Source organism: Pyxidicoccus sp. MSG2 (genome assembly GCF_026626705.1).
GTDB lineage: Bacteria > Myxococcota > Myxococcia > Myxococcales > Myxococcaceae > Myxococcus.
On the sequence record NZ_JAPNKC010000001.1, the window covers coordinates 2,552,368 to 2,567,803 of the forward strand.

General features: G+C 70.0%; 11 protein-coding genes. 3 read left to right on the top strand and 8 right to left on the bottom strand.

Annotation, left to right across the window (positions count from 1 at the left end):
* Window positions 1–11: 11 nt before the first annotated feature.
* The 3 genes from panC to OV427_RS09135 form a co-directional block, all read right to left on the bottom strand.
* Window positions 12–869 carry a pantoate--beta-alanine ligase gene (panC, locus tag OV427_RS09125; RefSeq protein ID WP_267855724.1) on the bottom strand — a complete coding sequence of 286 codons (858 nt, stop codon included), beginning with the start codon at window positions 867–869 and terminating at the stop codon, window positions 12–14.
* Between the two features lie 2 nt (window positions 870–871).
* A complete protein-coding gene (panB, locus tag OV427_RS09130; RefSeq protein ID WP_267855725.1) occupies window positions 872–1,789 on the bottom strand; it encodes a 3-methyl-2-oxobutanoate hydroxymethyltransferase in 918 nt (305 codons plus the stop codon).
* Window positions 1,790–1,953: 164 nt separating this feature from the next.
* Window positions 1,954–2,598 (bottom strand): deoxynucleoside kinase, encoded by a 645-nt coding sequence (locus tag OV427_RS09135; RefSeq protein WP_267855726.1) that lies wholly within the window; start codon window positions 2,596–2,598, stop codon window positions 1,954–1,956.
* 226 nt (window positions 2,599–2,824) lie between these two features.
* Between OV427_RS09135 and OV427_RS09140 the strand changes: the two genes are divergently transcribed.
* Window positions 2,825–3,103 (top strand): hypothetical protein, encoded by a 279-nt coding sequence (locus OV427_RS09140; protein WP_267855727.1) that lies wholly within the window; start codon window positions 2,825–2,827, stop codon window positions 3,101–3,103.
* A gap of 27 nt (window positions 3,104–3,130) precedes the next feature.
* On the opposite strand, the gene rsmA is transcribed toward OV427_RS09140, so the two are convergent.
* From rsmA to OV427_RS09165, 5 genes are all read right to left on the bottom strand, one after another.
* Complete coding sequence (gene rsmA, locus OV427_RS09145) at window positions 3,131–3,988, bottom strand: 16S rRNA (adenine(1518)-N(6)/adenine(1519)-N(6))-dimethyltransferase RsmA (protein ID WP_267855728.1); 858 nt, start codon at window positions 3,986–3,988, stop codon at window positions 3,131–3,133.
* Between the two features lie 15 nt (window positions 3,989–4,003).
* Window positions 4,004–4,999, bottom strand: a complete 996-nt coding sequence (gene tsaD, locus OV427_RS09150; protein WP_267855729.1) for a tRNA (adenosine(37)-N6)-threonylcarbamoyltransferase complex transferase subunit TsaD — start codon at window positions 4,997–4,999, stop codon at window positions 4,004–4,006.
* Between the two features lie 45 nt (window positions 5,000–5,044).
* The gene (locus OV427_RS09155) at window positions 5,045–7,858 is read right to left on the bottom strand and encodes a response regulator (RefSeq protein WP_267855730.1); all 2,814 of its coding nucleotides are present in this window, start codon (window positions 7,856–7,858) and stop codon (window positions 5,045–5,047) included.
* Window positions 7,859–8,073: 215 nt separating this feature from the next.
* Window positions 8,074–13,608 carry a J domain-containing protein gene (locus OV427_RS09160; protein WP_267855731.1) on the bottom strand — a complete coding sequence of 1,845 codons (5,535 nt, stop codon included), beginning with the start codon at window positions 13,606–13,608 and terminating at the stop codon, window positions 8,074–8,076.
* Between the two features lie 34 nt (window positions 13,609–13,642).
* Entirely contained in the window at window positions 13,643–14,146 is a 504-nt protein-coding gene (locus OV427_RS09165) for a tRNA (cytidine(34)-2'-O)-methyltransferase (RefSeq protein WP_267855732.1), read from the bottom strand.
* 17 nt (window positions 14,147–14,163) lie between these two features.
* Here OV427_RS09165 and OV427_RS09170 point away from each other — a divergent pair, with 17 nt between their 5' ends.
* Both OV427_RS09170 and OV427_RS09175 read left to right on the top strand, forming a co-directional pair.
* Entirely contained in the window at window positions 14,164–14,532 is a 369-nt protein-coding gene (locus OV427_RS09170; RefSeq protein ID WP_267855733.1) for a DUF192 domain-containing protein, read from the top strand.
* Window positions 14,533–14,644: 112 nt separating this feature from the next.
* On the top strand, window positions 14,645–15,409 hold the full coding sequence (locus OV427_RS09175) for a Stp1/IreP family PP2C-type Ser/Thr phosphatase (protein ID WP_267855734.1): 765 nt from the start codon (window positions 14,645–14,647) through the stop codon (window positions 15,407–15,409).
* Window positions 15,410–15,436: the final 27 nt, after the last annotated feature.

Consider the following 15,436-nt stretch of genomic DNA (forward strand, 5'->3'; position numbering starts at 1 on the left):
TCCCGCGTCTCCTAACCGGCCAGCGGCATGTTGTCGATGAGGCGCGTCGTTCCACTGAAGGCCGCGACGAGCAGGCGGGCGGATTGTCCTGGTGCCACCGAGGCCAGGGACGTCAGCCGCTCCGCGTCCACCAGCTCCACGTAGTCCTCGCGCAGCCCCGCCGCCTCCAGCTCGCGACGGACGGCGCCCACCAGCGCCCCTGACTCCCGGTTGCCCTCCCGCAGGAGCGCCTGGGCCGCCTTCAGCCCCTTCGAGAGGGACAGCGCCCGCTTGCGCTCCTCGGGGGACAGGTAGGCATTGCGGCTGCTCATCGCCAGCCCGTCGGGCTCGCGCACCGTCGGCATGCCGACGATGTCCGCGCCCAGGTGCAAGTCCCGGTTCAGCGCCCTGATGACCTGGAGCTGCTGGTAGTCCTTCTCCCCGAAGAGCGCCACGTCCGGCCGGAAGAGGCACAGCAACTGGGTGACAATGGTGGCCACGCCACGGAAGTGACCGGGTCGCCGCTCGCCGCACAGGCCCTGGCTGACCTCCGTCACCTCCACGTACGTCTGGTACCCCGGCGGGTACATCGCCTTGGGGTCCTCCGGGGCGAAGACGACGTCCACGCCCGCGCTGGCGCACTTCGCCACGTCCCCGGAGAAATCCCGGGGGTAGCGCGACAAGTCCTCCTTCGGTCCGAACTGGGTGGGGTTGACGAAGATGGACGTCGCCACCACGTCGGTGCGGGAGCGCCCCTCGCGCATGAGCGAGAGGTGCCCCTCGTGCAGGAAACCCATGGTGGGCACCAGCGCGAGCCGGCGCCCCTCACGGCGCAGCCCCGCCACCCACGCCTTCACTTCCGCCACGGTGCGCAGGACTGCGGTGCCCATGGCTAGACCGGAACCCCGTAGACGGGACCAATCTTCTCCCCGCCCTCGGCGGTGGCGGTGGACGACTCCACGCGCGGCGCCGCGGGGTTGCCCGCCACGAGGCGGATGTTCTTGTTCGACTTGAAGGAGTGGTCCTCGTCGGGGAACGCGCCCTTGCGGACCTCGGAGAAGAAGGTGCCAGCCGCCTCCGTAATCGAGCCGTGCAGGTTGGCGTAGCGCTTGACGAACTTGGGCTTGAAGTCCGGGTTCATCCCCAGCAGGTCGTAACAAACGAGGACCTGGCCATCACAGTCCACGCCCGCGCCGATGCCAATGGTGGGGATGGACAGGCTCTGCGTCACCGTGCGCGCCAATTCCAGCGGCACGCCCTCCAGCACCAGTGCGTAGGCCCCGGCCTGTTCCAGCGCCAGCGCGTCATCGAGAATCTTGCGGGCCTGGTCCTCGTCGCGGCCCTGTACGACATAGCCGCCCATCTTGTGGACGGACTGCGGCGTCAGGCCCAGGTGGCCCATGACGGGGATGCTGGCGCGGGTAATCGCGCGCACCGTCTCCGCGAACTCGGCGCCGCCCTCCAGCTTGATGCTGCCCACGCCACCCTCGGACACCAGCCGGCCCGCGTTGCGCACCGCTTCCTGGGGCGACACCTGGTAGCTCATGAAGGGGAGGTCACCCACCACGTGGGCCCGGCGCGCGCCGCGCGTCACGGCGGCGGAGTGATAGACCATCTGGTCCATCGTCACGGGCAGCGTGGAGTCATGGCCTTGAACGACCATGCCCAGCGAGTCACCCACCAGCAGCACGTCCGCGCCCGCCTGGTCGAGGATGTGGGCGAACGTGGCGTCGTAGGCGGTAACCATGCAGATCTTCTGGCCGATCTGCTTGAAGCGCTTCAGCGTATGGATGGTGACCTTGTCCTTCACGGTTCACCTCCTGTTGTCGACGGGTTGAACGGCCGTTGCAGACCCCTTCGCCCCTCGCCGTCCCTTTCGGGATCGCCGGAAGCCCGGAGTCCTCACCGCACTCTAACGCCCTCCGGGCGGCCGTGGGGGCCAGGAGGGCGTGCGGCCCGCCGGGAGCCTGAACCTCAGGCCCGTCGGGAAGCCTTTGGAAGGTAATGCTGGGTCCCCGGCTTCGCCTTCCGGATGGTGGCCAGGAGGTCCTCCCGGTCCGCCTCGTTGTTGACGAAGTCGATGTCCGAGGTGTCGACCACCAGCAGCGGCGTCTCCGTGTAGTGGAAGAAGAAGGTGTTGTAGGAGTGGACGAGCCCCTCCAGGTACCCCGAGTCGAACTTGCGCTCGAACTCGCGACCCCGCTTCTTGATGCGTTGCAGCAACACGTCCAGGCGGGCCTGGAGGTAGACGACGAGGTCCGGCTTGGCCACGCGGGGCCCGAGCGCCTCGAAGACGCGCTCGTAGAGGGCGAGCTCGTGGGCGTCCAGGTTGAGGTGGGCGAAGATGCGGTCCTTCGCGAACAGGTAGTCGCTGACCGTCATCGAGCTGAAGAGGTCCTGCTGGAACAGGTCCTGCTGCTGCCGGAAGCGCGACAGGAGGAAGAAGATCTGCGTCTGGAACGCGAACTTCTGCCGGTCCCCATAGAAGCTGGAGAGGAAGGGGTTCTCCTCCACCACCTCGAGGATGCGCCGGCCGGACAGGCGCTCCGCGAGGATGTTGGAGAGGCTCGTCTTGCCCACGCCAATGGGCCCCTCGACCACGATGTACCGGTAGTCCATCCGCCGAGGCCTCCCGACCGCGGAATGCGCCACTCGAGGCCGCGCGCGCACCTGCGCGAGGGCACGGCCACGCACCCGGGCGGATAACACAACACGGGCGCTGGAATCCGGCAATTTTCGACGGCCGCACCGAGCGTCCGGGACGCTCGCGCTCCCTTGACGCTCCGGAGTGCATCCCCTACGGTCCGCGCGACTTCATGGCGTGTGCGCGGGACGGTCTCCGGACATGAGTGGCAGGCAGCGGGCGAAGACGGTGGTGGTGTTGGAAGAGGCCCGCCAGAGCACCACCTCCAAGTCCACACCCGCACCGCCGGTGGAGCCGGATCCGCTCTACGGCGTGGTGCTCCTGAAGACGGCGTTGGAGCTCAAGCGGCGGCAGGACGGCTCGGTGGAGGAAATCCTCCGCGGCGTGCTGGCGCGCATGCGCATTCCCGAGGCCGAGTTCTTCACGTACCTGGAGCAGCAGGGCGGCCTGCTCCAGGCGCTGGGCCTGCGCAAGCGCTAAAGCCCGCGCGAGCGCCTGGCCCCCGCCCTACTCCTCCAGCTTCGGAGGGGGCACCTTCTCCACCACCGGCCCGAGCGCGCGCTCGATGGCGGCGAACTCCTCGGGCGCGAGCGTCTCCGCGCGGCGCTGCGGGTCGATGCCGGCCGTCTGCAGCGCGGCGAGCAGCACTTCCGGAGTGCCGAGCGTGGTGTCCGACTTGATGGAGTTGAGCAGCGTCTTGCGCCGGTGCGAGAAGGACGCCTTCACCACGCGGATGAAGCGGGCCTCGTCGATGATGGGCGCGCGCGGGGCCTTGCGGCGGATGAGGCGCAGCACCGCGGAGTCCACCTTCGGCGGCGGGTGGAAGCGCCAGGACTCCAGCGTGAGGATGTTCTCCGCGTCGAAGTGCAGGCCGAGCAGGACGGTGAGCAGGCCGTAGTCCCGGTTGCCGGGCACCGCGGCGAGCCGCTCCACCACTTCCTTCTGCAGCGTGAAGACGGCGCGCGACACGTGGGCGCGCTGCTCCAGGACGCGGAAGAGAATCTGGCTGGACAGGTGGTACGGGAGGTTGCCCACCACCGCCACGTCGGGCGCGCCGGCCACCTCGGCGAAGTCCACCGTGGCGGCGTTGCCGGCCACCACGCGCACGCCGGGGATGGCCTCCTTCTCCAGCACCGTCAGCATGTCGCGGTCCCGCTCCACGGCGGTGACGCGCGCCTTCGTCGCGGCGAGGAAGCGCGTGAGGTGGCCCAGGCCGGGGCCCAATTCCACCACCGGCTCGCCCTCGCGCAGGTTCACCGCGTCGGCGATGGTCTCCAGTGCCTCCTCGTCCCCGAGGAAGTTCTGCCCCCAGCTGTGCTTGGGGCGCAGGCCATGACGCTTGAGGATGTCTCGAGGCTGTTCCACCCAATCTCCTTCCCGCTACATGCGCCAGGCGGGGTCCGCCGCCAGGCGGAAGTCTCCGCGCAGGCCGCGGCGGTAGGCCTCATACCCCGCCACCGCGATCATCGCCCCATTGTCCGTGCACAACCGCACCGGCGGCAGGAACATGTTCAGCCCCCGCTCCTCCGCCCGCGCCTTGCACAGCGCGCGCAGGCGCGAGTTGGCCGCCACGCCCCCGCACAGCACCAGGTTCTTGTGGCCCAGCCGGCGCGCGGCGGCCACCAGCTTCTTCGACAGCACGTCCGCCACCGCCTCCTGGAAGGACGCGCACAGGTCGGACAGGGCCTGCCCTTCCGGCAGGCCGTGCTTCTGCACGTGGTGCAGCACCGCCGTCTTCAGCCCGGAGAAGGAGACGTCGAAGTTGTCGCCGGGCAGCGCGCGCGGGAAGCGGATGGCCTCCGGGTTCCCCTTCTGCGCGAGCTGGTCGATGGGCAGCCCACCCGGGTACGGCAGCCCGAGGATGCGCGCCGTCTTGTCGTAGGCCTCGCCGGCCGCGTCGTCGCGGGTGCTGCCCACCAGCCGGTAGTGGCCGTAGGCCTGCACGTCATAGAGGCTGGTGTGCCCGCCGGACACGACGAGCCCGAGGAATGGCGGCTCCGGAGCCTCCTCGATGAGGCGGATGGCCAGCAGGTGGCCCTCCAGGTGGTTGGCGCCGACGAAGGGCTTGCCGGTGGCGAGGCTCAGCCCCTTGGCGACCTGCAGGCCCACCAGCAGCGCGCCGATGAGGCCCGGGCCGGAGGTGACGGCGATGAGGTCCACGTCGTCGAGCGTCTTCTGCGCGCGGGTGAGGGCCTCGTGGATGACGGGCATCACCTGGACGATGTGGTTGCGGCTGGCCAGCTCCGGCACCACCCCGCCCCAGCGCCGGTGGATGTCCACCTGGGTGGAGACGACGTCCGACAGCACGCGCCGGCCGTCCTCCACGAGGGCGGCGGCGGTTTCATCACAGGAGGTTTCCAGTCCGAGGACGAGCAAGGCGGCTCACTTCTCCGAGGCGAGGGGAGCCAGCCGCCAGCCCGCTCAGTTGCCCAGGCCCTTGAGCAGCGAGCGGACCTCGTTGGCGGAGGGTCCCGTCGGTTCCAGGAACAAGTATCGCTTGTAGGCCTCGGCCGCCTGGGAATTCCGCCCGGTGGACTGGTACGCCATGCCGAGCGACAGCCAGGCACGCGCATTCCGGTCCTCCTCCTTGACCACTTCCTGGAGGAGCTTGGCGGCCTCGCGGTGGGCGGACTGCGCGATGGAGCCGTTCACCAGCGAGATGCCCAGGCCGGCCTTCGCCTCCATGGAGGCCGGCTTGATCGCCAGCGCCTTGCGGTAGCTGATGGCAGCGGACATGTGCCGGCCACCGACGATGGCCGCCTTCGCCGCCTTCACCAGGCTCGCGTACTCGACCTCCGGGTCCACCGGCGGCGTGTTGACGACCGGGTCTCCACCCTCGGGCTTCGGAGCCTCCGCGGTGGCTGCCCCGGCATCCTGAGTGGCAGCGGGCGCGGGAGGAGTCACGGCGGCGGTGGCCGTTCCCGCGTCGACGGTGGCCGTCCCCGCGTCGACGGCGGCCGTCGGCGTGGCGACCTCTGTCGGAGGCGGCGTCGGGTCCTTCTGGGGCTGAGGCGGCTTCACCGTGTCGACCGGGGTCGGCTGCTCCACCGGAGGCTTCGGCGCGGGCTCCTTCTCCTTCCCACCGGAGCCCGAGCCCCCGCCGACGGCGACGACCGCGGCGACGGCGCCGATGAGCAGCGCGCCGACGGCCACGTACAGGCCGGTGCGCTTCGGACGGACGGCCTGGGCCAGCGCGGCGTCGGAGAGGTCCTCCTTCGACGCGGGGGCGGGCTTCACCTCGGCCGGCTTCGGGGCCGGCGTGGGCTTCGCGTCGACAGGCTTCGTCTCGACGGGTTTCGTCTCGACGGGCTTCGCTTCCGCGGGCTTCGTCTCGGCGGGCGGCGCGGTGACAGGCGTCGGCACCGCGCTCGGCGTTCGAGGCTCCTCGGCGAGGGCGGGCGCCACCGGCGCGGGAACGCCGTGGCCCGGGTACGGCGGCAGCGCGAGCTGCTGGGGCGGAGGCGACGGGACCTCCTCGACCTCCAGGACGGACTCGTCGGCCGCGGACACCGGTGCCGCCGGCGGCACGTTGGAGCCAGGCTGGGACGGGGCGCCCCTGCCGCTCACCAGCGTCACCTCGGACGACGGAGGAGCCGGCGAGGGCGGCGGCACGGGAGGCAGCGGGTTGGGGCCCACGGCGGCGCCGCCGAAGATGGGCGCGCGCGAGGCGGCCGACTCGGCGGCAACGGCGCCCTGGCCGAACGCCGGGGCCGAGGCGCCCTGGCCACCGGCACTCCCGAAGGTGCGCGGCGAGGGAGACCAGAGCGAGCCCGGCCCCCACGTGGACGCCGAGCTGATGCCGTCGGTGTCCACGCGGCTCCAGTCCAGCAGGAGGCTGCGGTGCGCCTGCTCCACGGCGCGGTGGGCCGGAGGCGGCTCCACGAGGAAGGCAGAGCCCTCCTCCGCGGGAGGCAGCGGGGGCGCCGCGGCCGGCTCCTCGGCGACGCCGTTGCGCCGGGGCCTCGCGGGGAAGACGACGACGTTGGCCGGCTGGGCCGGGCCCGTCGCGGCGGGCGCGAACGAAGCCTCGTCCTCCACGCCCGCGGGCGGCGAGAGCACGCTATGCGGCATCGTGCGCGGCGCGACCGGGACCTCCACGGGCGCGACGGCCACGGGAACGCTGGGGACTTCCACGGGCGCGACGGCCACCGGGACGCTGGGAGGCGGCTCGGGAGCCACGGGCGGCGGCTCGGGAGCCACGGGCGCGGGCTCCACCGGAGCGCTCGGAAGCGGGGCCGCGTTGAGCCACTGCTCGATGCCGGGCTTGCTGCTCTGCACCGGCTCCAGCGGGGCGTTGCCCAGCTCGCGGATGAGTCCCTCGAAGTACAGCTTGCTGATGATGCCCAGCGCGGCGAGGTCCTCGAAGTCCGAGTCCTCCACCACGCGGCTCAGGGTGCGCTTGCCGTCGAACAGGCGCAGCAGCCCGTTCACCTCGTCCGGAATCTCCGAGAGCCGGTCGGCGAGCTGGTGGTAGTCGATCTCGAACACCGTCTCGAGCGGCGGCAGCTGCTCGAGCATGCGCCCCCACTCGTCCAGGCGGCGCATGCCCTCCATCAGCAGGCCCTGGGTGGAGATTTCGATGCGCTCCGGGCGGTCCAGCGCGCTGAACTGCACCTCGAACTGGCCCTCGAAGGTGTTGAGCATGCGGTAGAAGGCGTTCTCGCCCTTCAGCCGCCCCAGCTCCGCGTCGATGACCCGTCCGTCCTTGAAGTAGACGGTGCCGGTGCGCTCACCCTGGATGTTGATGAGGCCCGTCTTGCGGCCAATCTCGAACGTCTGCACCAGGTCCACCACGCCCATGTCGGCGAGGCTGCCGGCGAAGCCGCCCTTCGTCGTCTCCCGCTTCTCGATCCTCTCCTTCTCCGCCTTCTGGAGGATCATCTTCACGCGGGTGACGATCTCTTTGATGTAGATCGGCTTGGTCAGATAGTCGTCGCCACCGAGCTCGAGGCCGCGCACCTTGAACTCGACCGACTTCTGGTTCGTCAGGAAGACGTACGGGATGAACTTGAAGCGCTCGTCGGACTTGAGCGCCTTGCACAGCTCGAAGCCGTCCATCTCCGGCATCTTCGTGTCGGCCAGCACGAGGTCCGGTGGGCTGATCTGGACCTTCTCCAGCGCATCCTTGCCGTGGATGGCCGTCGTCACGGAGAAGCCAGCCTTCTTGAGGCTGACCTCCATCACGCGGAGGCTCTTTGCGTCACCATCGACCAGGAGCAGGTGCTGCTTGGCCACGTTACTTGCCTTTCGTCACTGCGGACTTCTACAGAGAGCCTGACGCGGGAGCATCCTGCCCGCTTTCCAGGCATGTCAATGGCTTGGGGCGGCGGTGCCTCTGGCTGGCCCCCTGCTGGACAGGCGGCACCCGAGCCCGGTTCCAGGGAGGGCCGAGAAGGCCCGCTGCCAGGCACCCGCACGATGCGTGAGGAACGCGGGAGCCCTCGGGCGGGTCAGCGGAAGAAGCCGCCTTTCTTCGGCGGGTTCTTCTTGCGCATCTCGATGAGGCGCAGCTCCTGGTTGGCTTCCAGGTGCTTGGAGTTGGAGCGCACCGCATCGCGGAAGTGGCGCTCGGCGCGGTCCATGTCGCCCTCGACGCGGGCGATGACGCCGAGCTGGTAATGGGCGCGGTCGCAGTTGGGGTCGGTGCGCACGGCGTCCGCCATCATCTGCTTGGCCTTGGCCATGTCCGCCTTGCGCGCCGGGTCCATGTAGATGGCCCAGGCACGGGCAGCGAGGTACACGGGCTTCGCGTCCATCGAGTAGGCGCGCTCGTAGTGGTCCGACGCGGTGGTGAAGTCCCGCTTGCGGAAGAAGACCTCGCCCATCTTGTAGAGGTCGTCCGGGCTGCTGTCGGGGCGCCCCGCGGCGCGAGCGGCCGGACTGGCGGGCGTGGGCGACGGCGTGGGCGCCTTCGGCAGGGCCTGCTGGGACTGGAGGGTCTGCTGGTACGCCTTGCGCCGGGCGTCGTCGTAGAGGACCTCGTAGGCCTCGCGGATGGCCTCGAAGACGGCGGTCATCTTCGGCGCCAGGTGGGGAATCGTCGGCGGCAGCCGGTCCGGGTGGTAGACCTTGGCGAGGCTGAGGAACGCCGTCTTCACCTGGTCTCGCGAGGCGTCCTGCGGGACGCCGAGCACGAAGAAGTGGTCCCGCTTCGCCTGGATGTCGGCGTAGCGCTGCTCGATGTGCTGGGCGAGCCGCGCCTCGTCCGGCTTGGGAGGCTCGGCGGAGGCGGCGGGGGTGGGAGCAGCCTGGGAGGGCTCGCTCGTGGGTGTCGCACCCACCGGGGCGGCAGGGCGCGCGCCGAGCACGCCCATGTTCTCCATCGCACGGCGCAGCAGGCGCTGGCGCCGGAGCTTCGCTGCCTCGTCGGGGTTGGAGGGGTCTGCCGCCACGTCGTCCTCGTCGAAGTCCCAGTCGTCCAGGTCTCCGGACGGCTCGGCCCATGCAGTCTGTCCAGTTGCCCCGGTGTTGTCACCGGGGAAGGTCCCCGGATCCAGAGGTGTCTCCGGTTCGATCGTCGCTTCAACAATGCCCTCCACGGGGGGCTCGTTGAAATCGACGCTCGCCTGATTGACATCCGAGCGGACGAGCGATTCCAGGTGCGAGTCCACCTGCATGAGGGCCGCCTCGAAGGAGGCCGTGAGGGTGGCGGCGCCCTCGTCCTTGTCGAAGGCGACGATGCGCCACAGGTCCTCCTCCCCCGCCTTGGGCGAGGCAGGCCCCAGCCGGAGCGGCGGCGGCGCGGAACTGGGCGCCGGACGGGTCGCCCACAGGCTGTCGTCCGCCGTGGACGAAGTTTCCGCCGTGAGCGGGAGCGAAGGGGTGGGCGTGAGGACGGGAGGCGCGCCCCGGGGCGAGGCGCCGCGAGCGGAAGGCGGTGCGTCGGACGGCGTCAGGACCGGAGGCCCGGCGGCGGCGGGGGCCCGGGCCGGAGGCGCGGGCAGCGGGTCGGAGGCGGGAACGGCGTCGTCCCAGAGCTCGGGTTCGACCTCCAGCAGGGGCAGGTCCTCCGCCTCCGCCGGGGTGGACTGGGAGGACTCGCGTGCCTGCCACGGCTCGTCCTGCACGGGGACGAGGTCCTTCGTGCGAGTGGGCGGAGTGGTGCGGGGAGGCTCTTCGGCGAGCCAGGGCTCCAGCGGCTGCCTCTGCGAGCGGCGGAGCGCCTCTTCCATGTCCTGAAGGAGCGCGGCCTGGGCGAGCTGGCGGGCGATGCGAAGGGTGTCGGGGCTCTCGGGCTGGGTGGGGAGCTCCAGGGAGGCGACGGCGGACGGCGGGACGGCCTCCGCCCACGAGTCGGCGGCGGAGGCCTTCGGGGGCTCGGGGTCGGTGGAGATGATGTCACCGACGTCGAGGGTGAGGGCGTCGGCGTCATCCGGGGTGGGCGCGGAGGAGAGCTGCTGGGACTGGCGGGCCTCGTCGGCGAGGCGGGCTGCCTCGGCGATGCGAGCCTCTTCGGCGATGCGAGCCTCTTCGGCGAGCCGGGCCTCCTCCTGCCGACGCTCCTCTTCGAGACGGGCCTCTTCCGCAAGCCGGGCCTGCTCAGCGAGACGCGCCTCCTTCGCGCGACGGACCGCTTCAGCGCGGCGACGCTCCACCTCGAGCCGAACCTCCTCGGCATGGCGGGCTTCCTCGGCGAGCCGGGCCTCTTCCGCGAGGCGGGCTTCCTCGGCACGACGCGCCTCTTCGGCACGGGCTTCTTCAGCGAGCCGGGCCTCTTCAGCGAGCCGGGCCTCTTCAGCGAGCCGGGCCTCTTCAGCGAGCCGGACTTCCTCGGCGCGACGCGCCTCTTCGGCCCGGGCTTCTTCCGCGAGCTGGGCCTCTTCAGCGACACGGGCTTCTTCAGCGAGCCGGGCCTCTTCAGCGACGCGGGCTTCTTCAGCGACACGTGCTTCTTCAGCGAGCCGGGCCTCTTCAGCGAGCCGGGCCTCTTCAGCGACGCGGGCTTCTTCAGCGACACGTGCTTCTTCAGCGAGCCGGGCCTCTTCAGCGAGCCGGGCCTCTTCAGCGAGCCGGGCCTCTTCAGCGACGCGGGCTTCTTCAGCGACACGTGCTTCTTCAGCGAGCCGGGCCTCTTCAGCGAGCCGGGCTTCTTCAGCGAGCCGGGCTTCTTCAGCGAGCCGGGCCGCTTCAGCGACGCGGGCTTCTTCAGCGAGCCGGGCCTCTTCAGCGACGCGTGCTTCTTCAGCGACGCGTGCTTCTTCAGCGAGCCGGGCCGCTTCAGCAAGCCGCGCCTCTTCGGCGATGCGTGCCTCTTCGGCTCGACGTGCTTCCTCAGCGAGGCGAGCCGCCTCTTCGGCGCGACGTGTTTCTTCGGCTAGCCGAGCCTCTTCGGCGATGCGAACCTCTTCGGCTCGACGTGCTTCATCGGCGAGGCGAGCTTCTTCAGCAAGCCGCGCCTCTTCGGCGATGCGTGCCTCTTCAGCGAGGCGCGCCTCCTCAAGCCGAGCCTCTTCAGCCCGTTGAGCCTCCTCCGCGAGCCGAGCCTCCTCCGCGAGCCGACGCTCTTCCTCCAGTCGCTCCTCTTCGGCGAGTCGGGCCTCCTCTGCGATGCGAGCCTCTTCGGCTCGACGCGCCTCTTCCGCGAGCCGGTTCTCTTCAGCGAGGCGCAGCTCTTCCGCTATGCGGGCCTCCTCAGCGAGTCGGGCCGCTTCAGCGACACGTGCCTCTTCCGCGAGACGCGCCTCTTCAGCCCTGAGCGCTTCGTCGGCCAGGCGTCGCTCTTCCGCGAGGCGAGCCTCTTCAGCCCTGCGCGCATCTTCTTCGCGCCGGACCTCTTCGGCGCGACGTGCCTCCTCCGCGAGGCGCGCTTCCTCCGCCAGGCGGGCTTCTTCAGCAAGGCGACGCTCTTCTTCGAGGCGGGCTTCTTCCGCCAGGCGAGCCTCTTCCGCGAGGCGGGCTTCTTCCGCACGCCGCGCCACTTCAGCGAGACGCGCTTCCTCTGCACGGCGCGCCTCTTCTTCCGCGAGGCGAGCCTCCTCCATCAATCGCGCTTCTTCGGCGAGGCGCAGCTCTTCCTCTGCGATCTTGCGACGCACCTCCTCGGCTCGGCGCGCCTCCTCCGCGAGCCTCAACTCCTCTTGGAGTCGAGCCTCCTCTTCAATCCTTCGCTGTTCTGCAACCCGGGCCTCTTCAGCAAGTCGCGCCTTCTCCAGCCGCGCCTCTTCGGCGAGCCGGGCCTCTTCCGCTAGACGACGCTCCTCTTCGAGGCGAGCCTCTTCCGCGAGGCGGGCTGCTTCCGCAAGACGGCGCTCCTCCTCCTGACGCGCCTCTTCCGCGAGTCTCAGTTCCTCCGCGCGACGGGCTTCTGCTTCAAGACGGCGCTGTTCAGCAACGCGTGCCTCTTCGGCAAGGCGAGCTTCTTCAGCGAGGCGGGCCTCTTCAGCGATGCGAGCCGCCTCTTCGGCACGACGTGCTTCTTCGGCCAGCCGAGCCTCTTCAGCTATGCGGGCTTCTTCAGCGAGTCGGGCCGCTTCTTCAGCCCGACGTGCTTCCTCAGCGAGACGTGCTTCCTCAGCGAGACGAGCTTCTTCAGCCAGCCGCGCCTCTTCAGCGAGACGCGCCTCTTCAGCCTGCCGAGCCTCCTCAGCGAGACGCGCCTCTTCAGCCTGCCGAGCCTCCTCAGCGAGACGCGCCTCTTCAGCCAGCCGCGCCTCTTCAGCGAGTCTGCGCTCCTCTTCAAGGCGCGCCTCTTCAGCAAGGCGCCGTTCCTCTTCGAGACGGGCTTCTTCCGCCTTCCGACGCTCCTCCGCGGCGCGCCGCTCCTCTTCTTCGGCACGGAGTCGAGCCTCCTCCGCGAGGCGGCGCTCCTCAGCGAGCCGAGCCGCTTCAGCGAGCCGGGCTTCTTCAGCCAGTCGAGCAGCCTCTTCGGCCTGGCGCCGCGCCTCTTCGAGTCGGGCCGCTTCGTCGGCGCGACGGCGCTCTTCCTCGAGCCGTGCCTCCTCGGCAAGCCGAGCCTCTTCCTCTGCTCGGATCCGCTCGGCTTCGCGTCTTGCAGCCTCCGCAAGGCGGGCTTCCTCCTCGACTCTGCGGCGCTCCTCTTCGCGACGGGCCTCCTCGGCCAGACGCGCCTCTTCGGCGAGCCGAGCCTCTTCAGCCCTGCGGCGCTCCTCTTCGAGCCGGGCTTCTTCAGCCAGACGCGCTGCTTCAGCCAGACGACGCTCTTCCTCGAGCCGAGCCGCTTCCGCCAGCCGCGCCTCTTCCGCGAGGCGGGCTTCCTCGGCCAACCGTGCTTCCTCAGCCCGGCGACGAGCCTCCTCCTCCGCGATACGGCGCGCCTCTTCCTCCGCCCTCCGCCGAGCCTCCTCCTCAACCCGACGCCGAGCCTCCTCCTCCGCCTCACGCCGTGCCTGTTCCCGCGCCTCCCACTCCTCCACCGACAGCGCCTGGATGCACCCCTCGCGCTCCAGCACGAGCAGCAGTGCCTCCTGCGCGGCCGTCAGCCCTTCCGGCTGCCGGAACGCCCCCAGCGTCTCCAGGAACTCGCGCTCCGCCGCATCCGTGAGCCACGGTGCACACTTCGCCACGTCCTCACAGCGAAACACCCTCGCAACCCGGCTCCCGCCGACGGGCGCCTCCAGCGCCGCGCGCACCACCCGCGCACCCGCAATGGGCCGGAAGTCCTCCTCCACCGCCCCGGGCTCGAACGCCGCGCGCTCGGCCAGCTCGCTCAGCCTCCGCACGTGGGCGAGCACCTGCTGCTCCACCACCGCGTCCGGCTCCAGGCCGTACTCCTCCAGCAACTCCTCGTCCGGCGTCCCCGCCCCACCCCGCGCCCACAGCGCGTCCAGCGCCTCCGCGCCCAGCATCCCGCTCTGGAGGAGCGCCTGCGCCGGGCTCTGGTAGCCGAACCCCAACTGCGTGCCCACGAGGTTCCCCTCGCGCAACAGCAACCGCGACTCACGCCCTCCCGCGGAAAGCGTCAGCCTCCCGGTGGCTCGGGTCTTGTGGGCGGAGTACAGCGCTTCGGCGGCCTGCGACGGGGTCATGCTCCGCCGCAGTGTAGTCCCTCTGCACCGCCCCTCAACTTGCCGGGGGTGCCTGCCTGCCCGCTCCGCTGAAGGCCACCTGCCTCAAGGCCTCATAGGCCCCGATGCCCACCGCCGTGGACAGGTTCAGACTCCTCCGCTCCGAGAGCATGGGAATCGTCACCGCCGTCCCCGTGCCCCCTTCCATCACCTCGGGCAACAGGCCTGTAACTTCCGAGCCGAACACCAGGTGGTCTCCCTCCTGGAACCGGGCCTCGTACAGGGACGTCTCCGCCCGCGCGGAGAACAGCCACCGCCGGGCGTCCGGGAAGTCGGCCACGTACGCCGCATAGGTGGGATACAGCTTCAGGAACACCTTGTCCCAGTAGTCCAGCCCCGCCCGCTTCAGGTGCTTGTCGTCGATGGAGAAGCCCAGCGGCTCCACGAGGATGAGGCGGCAGCCCGTCACCGCGCACAGGCGGGCGACGTTGCCCGTGTTGGGCGGAATCTGGGGGGACACCAGGACCAGGTGCAGCGGACGCGCCAGGGGTTCGAGCATGGGATAGAACGGACTACATGCGCTGGAGGGTGAACAACGAGACGCGGCAGCGGCTATTGGCGGACCGGGCCGAGCAGGCCACCGGGTTCCTCCACCGCTTCAAGGGGCTCATGGGGCGGCGCTCGCTCGCCGTGGGCGACGGGCTGCACATCCTCCCCTGCAACTCCATCCACACCTTCTTCATGCGCATCCCCATCGACGTAGTGTTCCTGGACCGCCAGGGCGTCATCGTCAAGCAGTTGTCCGCGCTCCCGCCCTGGAGGGCGACCTCCGTCTACTTCCAGTCCCGCTCCGTGCTGGAGCTCCCGGCGGGCGTCCTGGAAGCGAGCGGCACCCGGGAGGGTGACCGATTGACCTTCGAGCGGGTCTCCGAAGCCGTGCCTTGAGCCTTGTTTCCCCCGCCTGAACAGCGGGCAGGCACGAGTTTTGACCGTTTTCCGAGGGCTTTGTTACTCTCCGGCGCCAGTTTCCCGCCCCCTCCATGAAGAGTTCCCGAGCATGCGTATCGAGGTAGCCGGCAGCACCCACGTCGGGATGAAGCGGAATCACAACGAGGACAACTTCCTGGTGCTCCAGGAGGAGAACCTCTTCTGCGTGGCGGATGGCATGGGTGGCCACTCCTCCGGAGAGATTGCCAGCCGCATCGCGGTGGACGAGCTCGGTGAGTTCTACCGGATGACGTCCAAGGACCAGGACTGCACCTGGCCCTTCAAGATGGACAAGCAGCGCAACTATGACGAGAACCGGCTGTCCACCGGCATCAAGCTCGCCAACGCGCGCATCTTCGAGAAGGCCAGCATCGAGACGAAGTTCAAGGGCATGGGGACGACCATCGTCACCGTCCACTTCGCCAGCGACGTGGCCTACGTGGGCCACGTGGGCGACAGCCGCGTGTACTTCTTCCGCGCCGGCACGCTCAAGCAGGTGACGGAGGACCACTCGCTCCTCAACGACTACCTCAAGGCGAAGAAGCTCTCGCCGGAGGAAATCGAAAACTTCCCGCACAAGAACGTCATCGTCCGCGCGCTGGGCATGAAGGAGAACGTCCAGGTGGACGTGTCGCGCGTGGAGCCGCAGGAGGGCGACGTCTTCCTGCTGTGCTCGGACGGCCTGAGCGGCATGGTGACGGACGCGCAGATGCAGGACATCCTCCAGCGCACGCCCGAGCTGGAGAAGGCCTGCGGTCAGCTTATCGACCTGGCCAACGCCGCCGGTGGCAACGACAACGTCACCTGCGTGCTGGCGCGCTACCACGCCGCCTGAGCCGGACCGCCTCGCGGTGGAGGGCCC

Coding starts and splice junctions, on each gene's coding strand:
- OV427_RS09160 (WP_267855731.1), bottom strand. CDS start 13,608: ATGACCCCGTCGCAGGCCGCCGAAGCGCTGTACTCCGCCCACAAGACC.
- OV427_RS09135 (WP_267855726.1), bottom strand. CDS start 2,598: ATGGACTACCGGTACATCGTGGTCGAGGGGCCCATTGGCGTGGGCAAG.
- OV427_RS09165 (WP_267855732.1), bottom strand. CDS start 14,146: ATGCTCGAACCCCTGGCGCGTCCGCTGCACCTGGTCCTGGTGTCCCCC.
- panC (WP_267855724.1), bottom strand. CDS start 869: ATGGGCACCGCAGTCCTGCGCACCGTGGCGGAAGTGAAGGCGTGGGTG.
- OV427_RS09170 (WP_267855733.1), top strand. CDS start 14,164: ATGCGCTGGAGGGTGAACAACGAGACGCGGCAGCGGCTATTGGCGGAC.
- OV427_RS09175 (WP_267855734.1), top strand. CDS start 14,645: ATGCGTATCGAGGTAGCCGGCAGCACCCACGTCGGGATGAAGCGGAAT.
- OV427_RS09140 (WP_267855727.1), top strand. CDS start 2,825: ATGAGTGGCAGGCAGCGGGCGAAGACGGTGGTGGTGTTGGAAGAGGCC.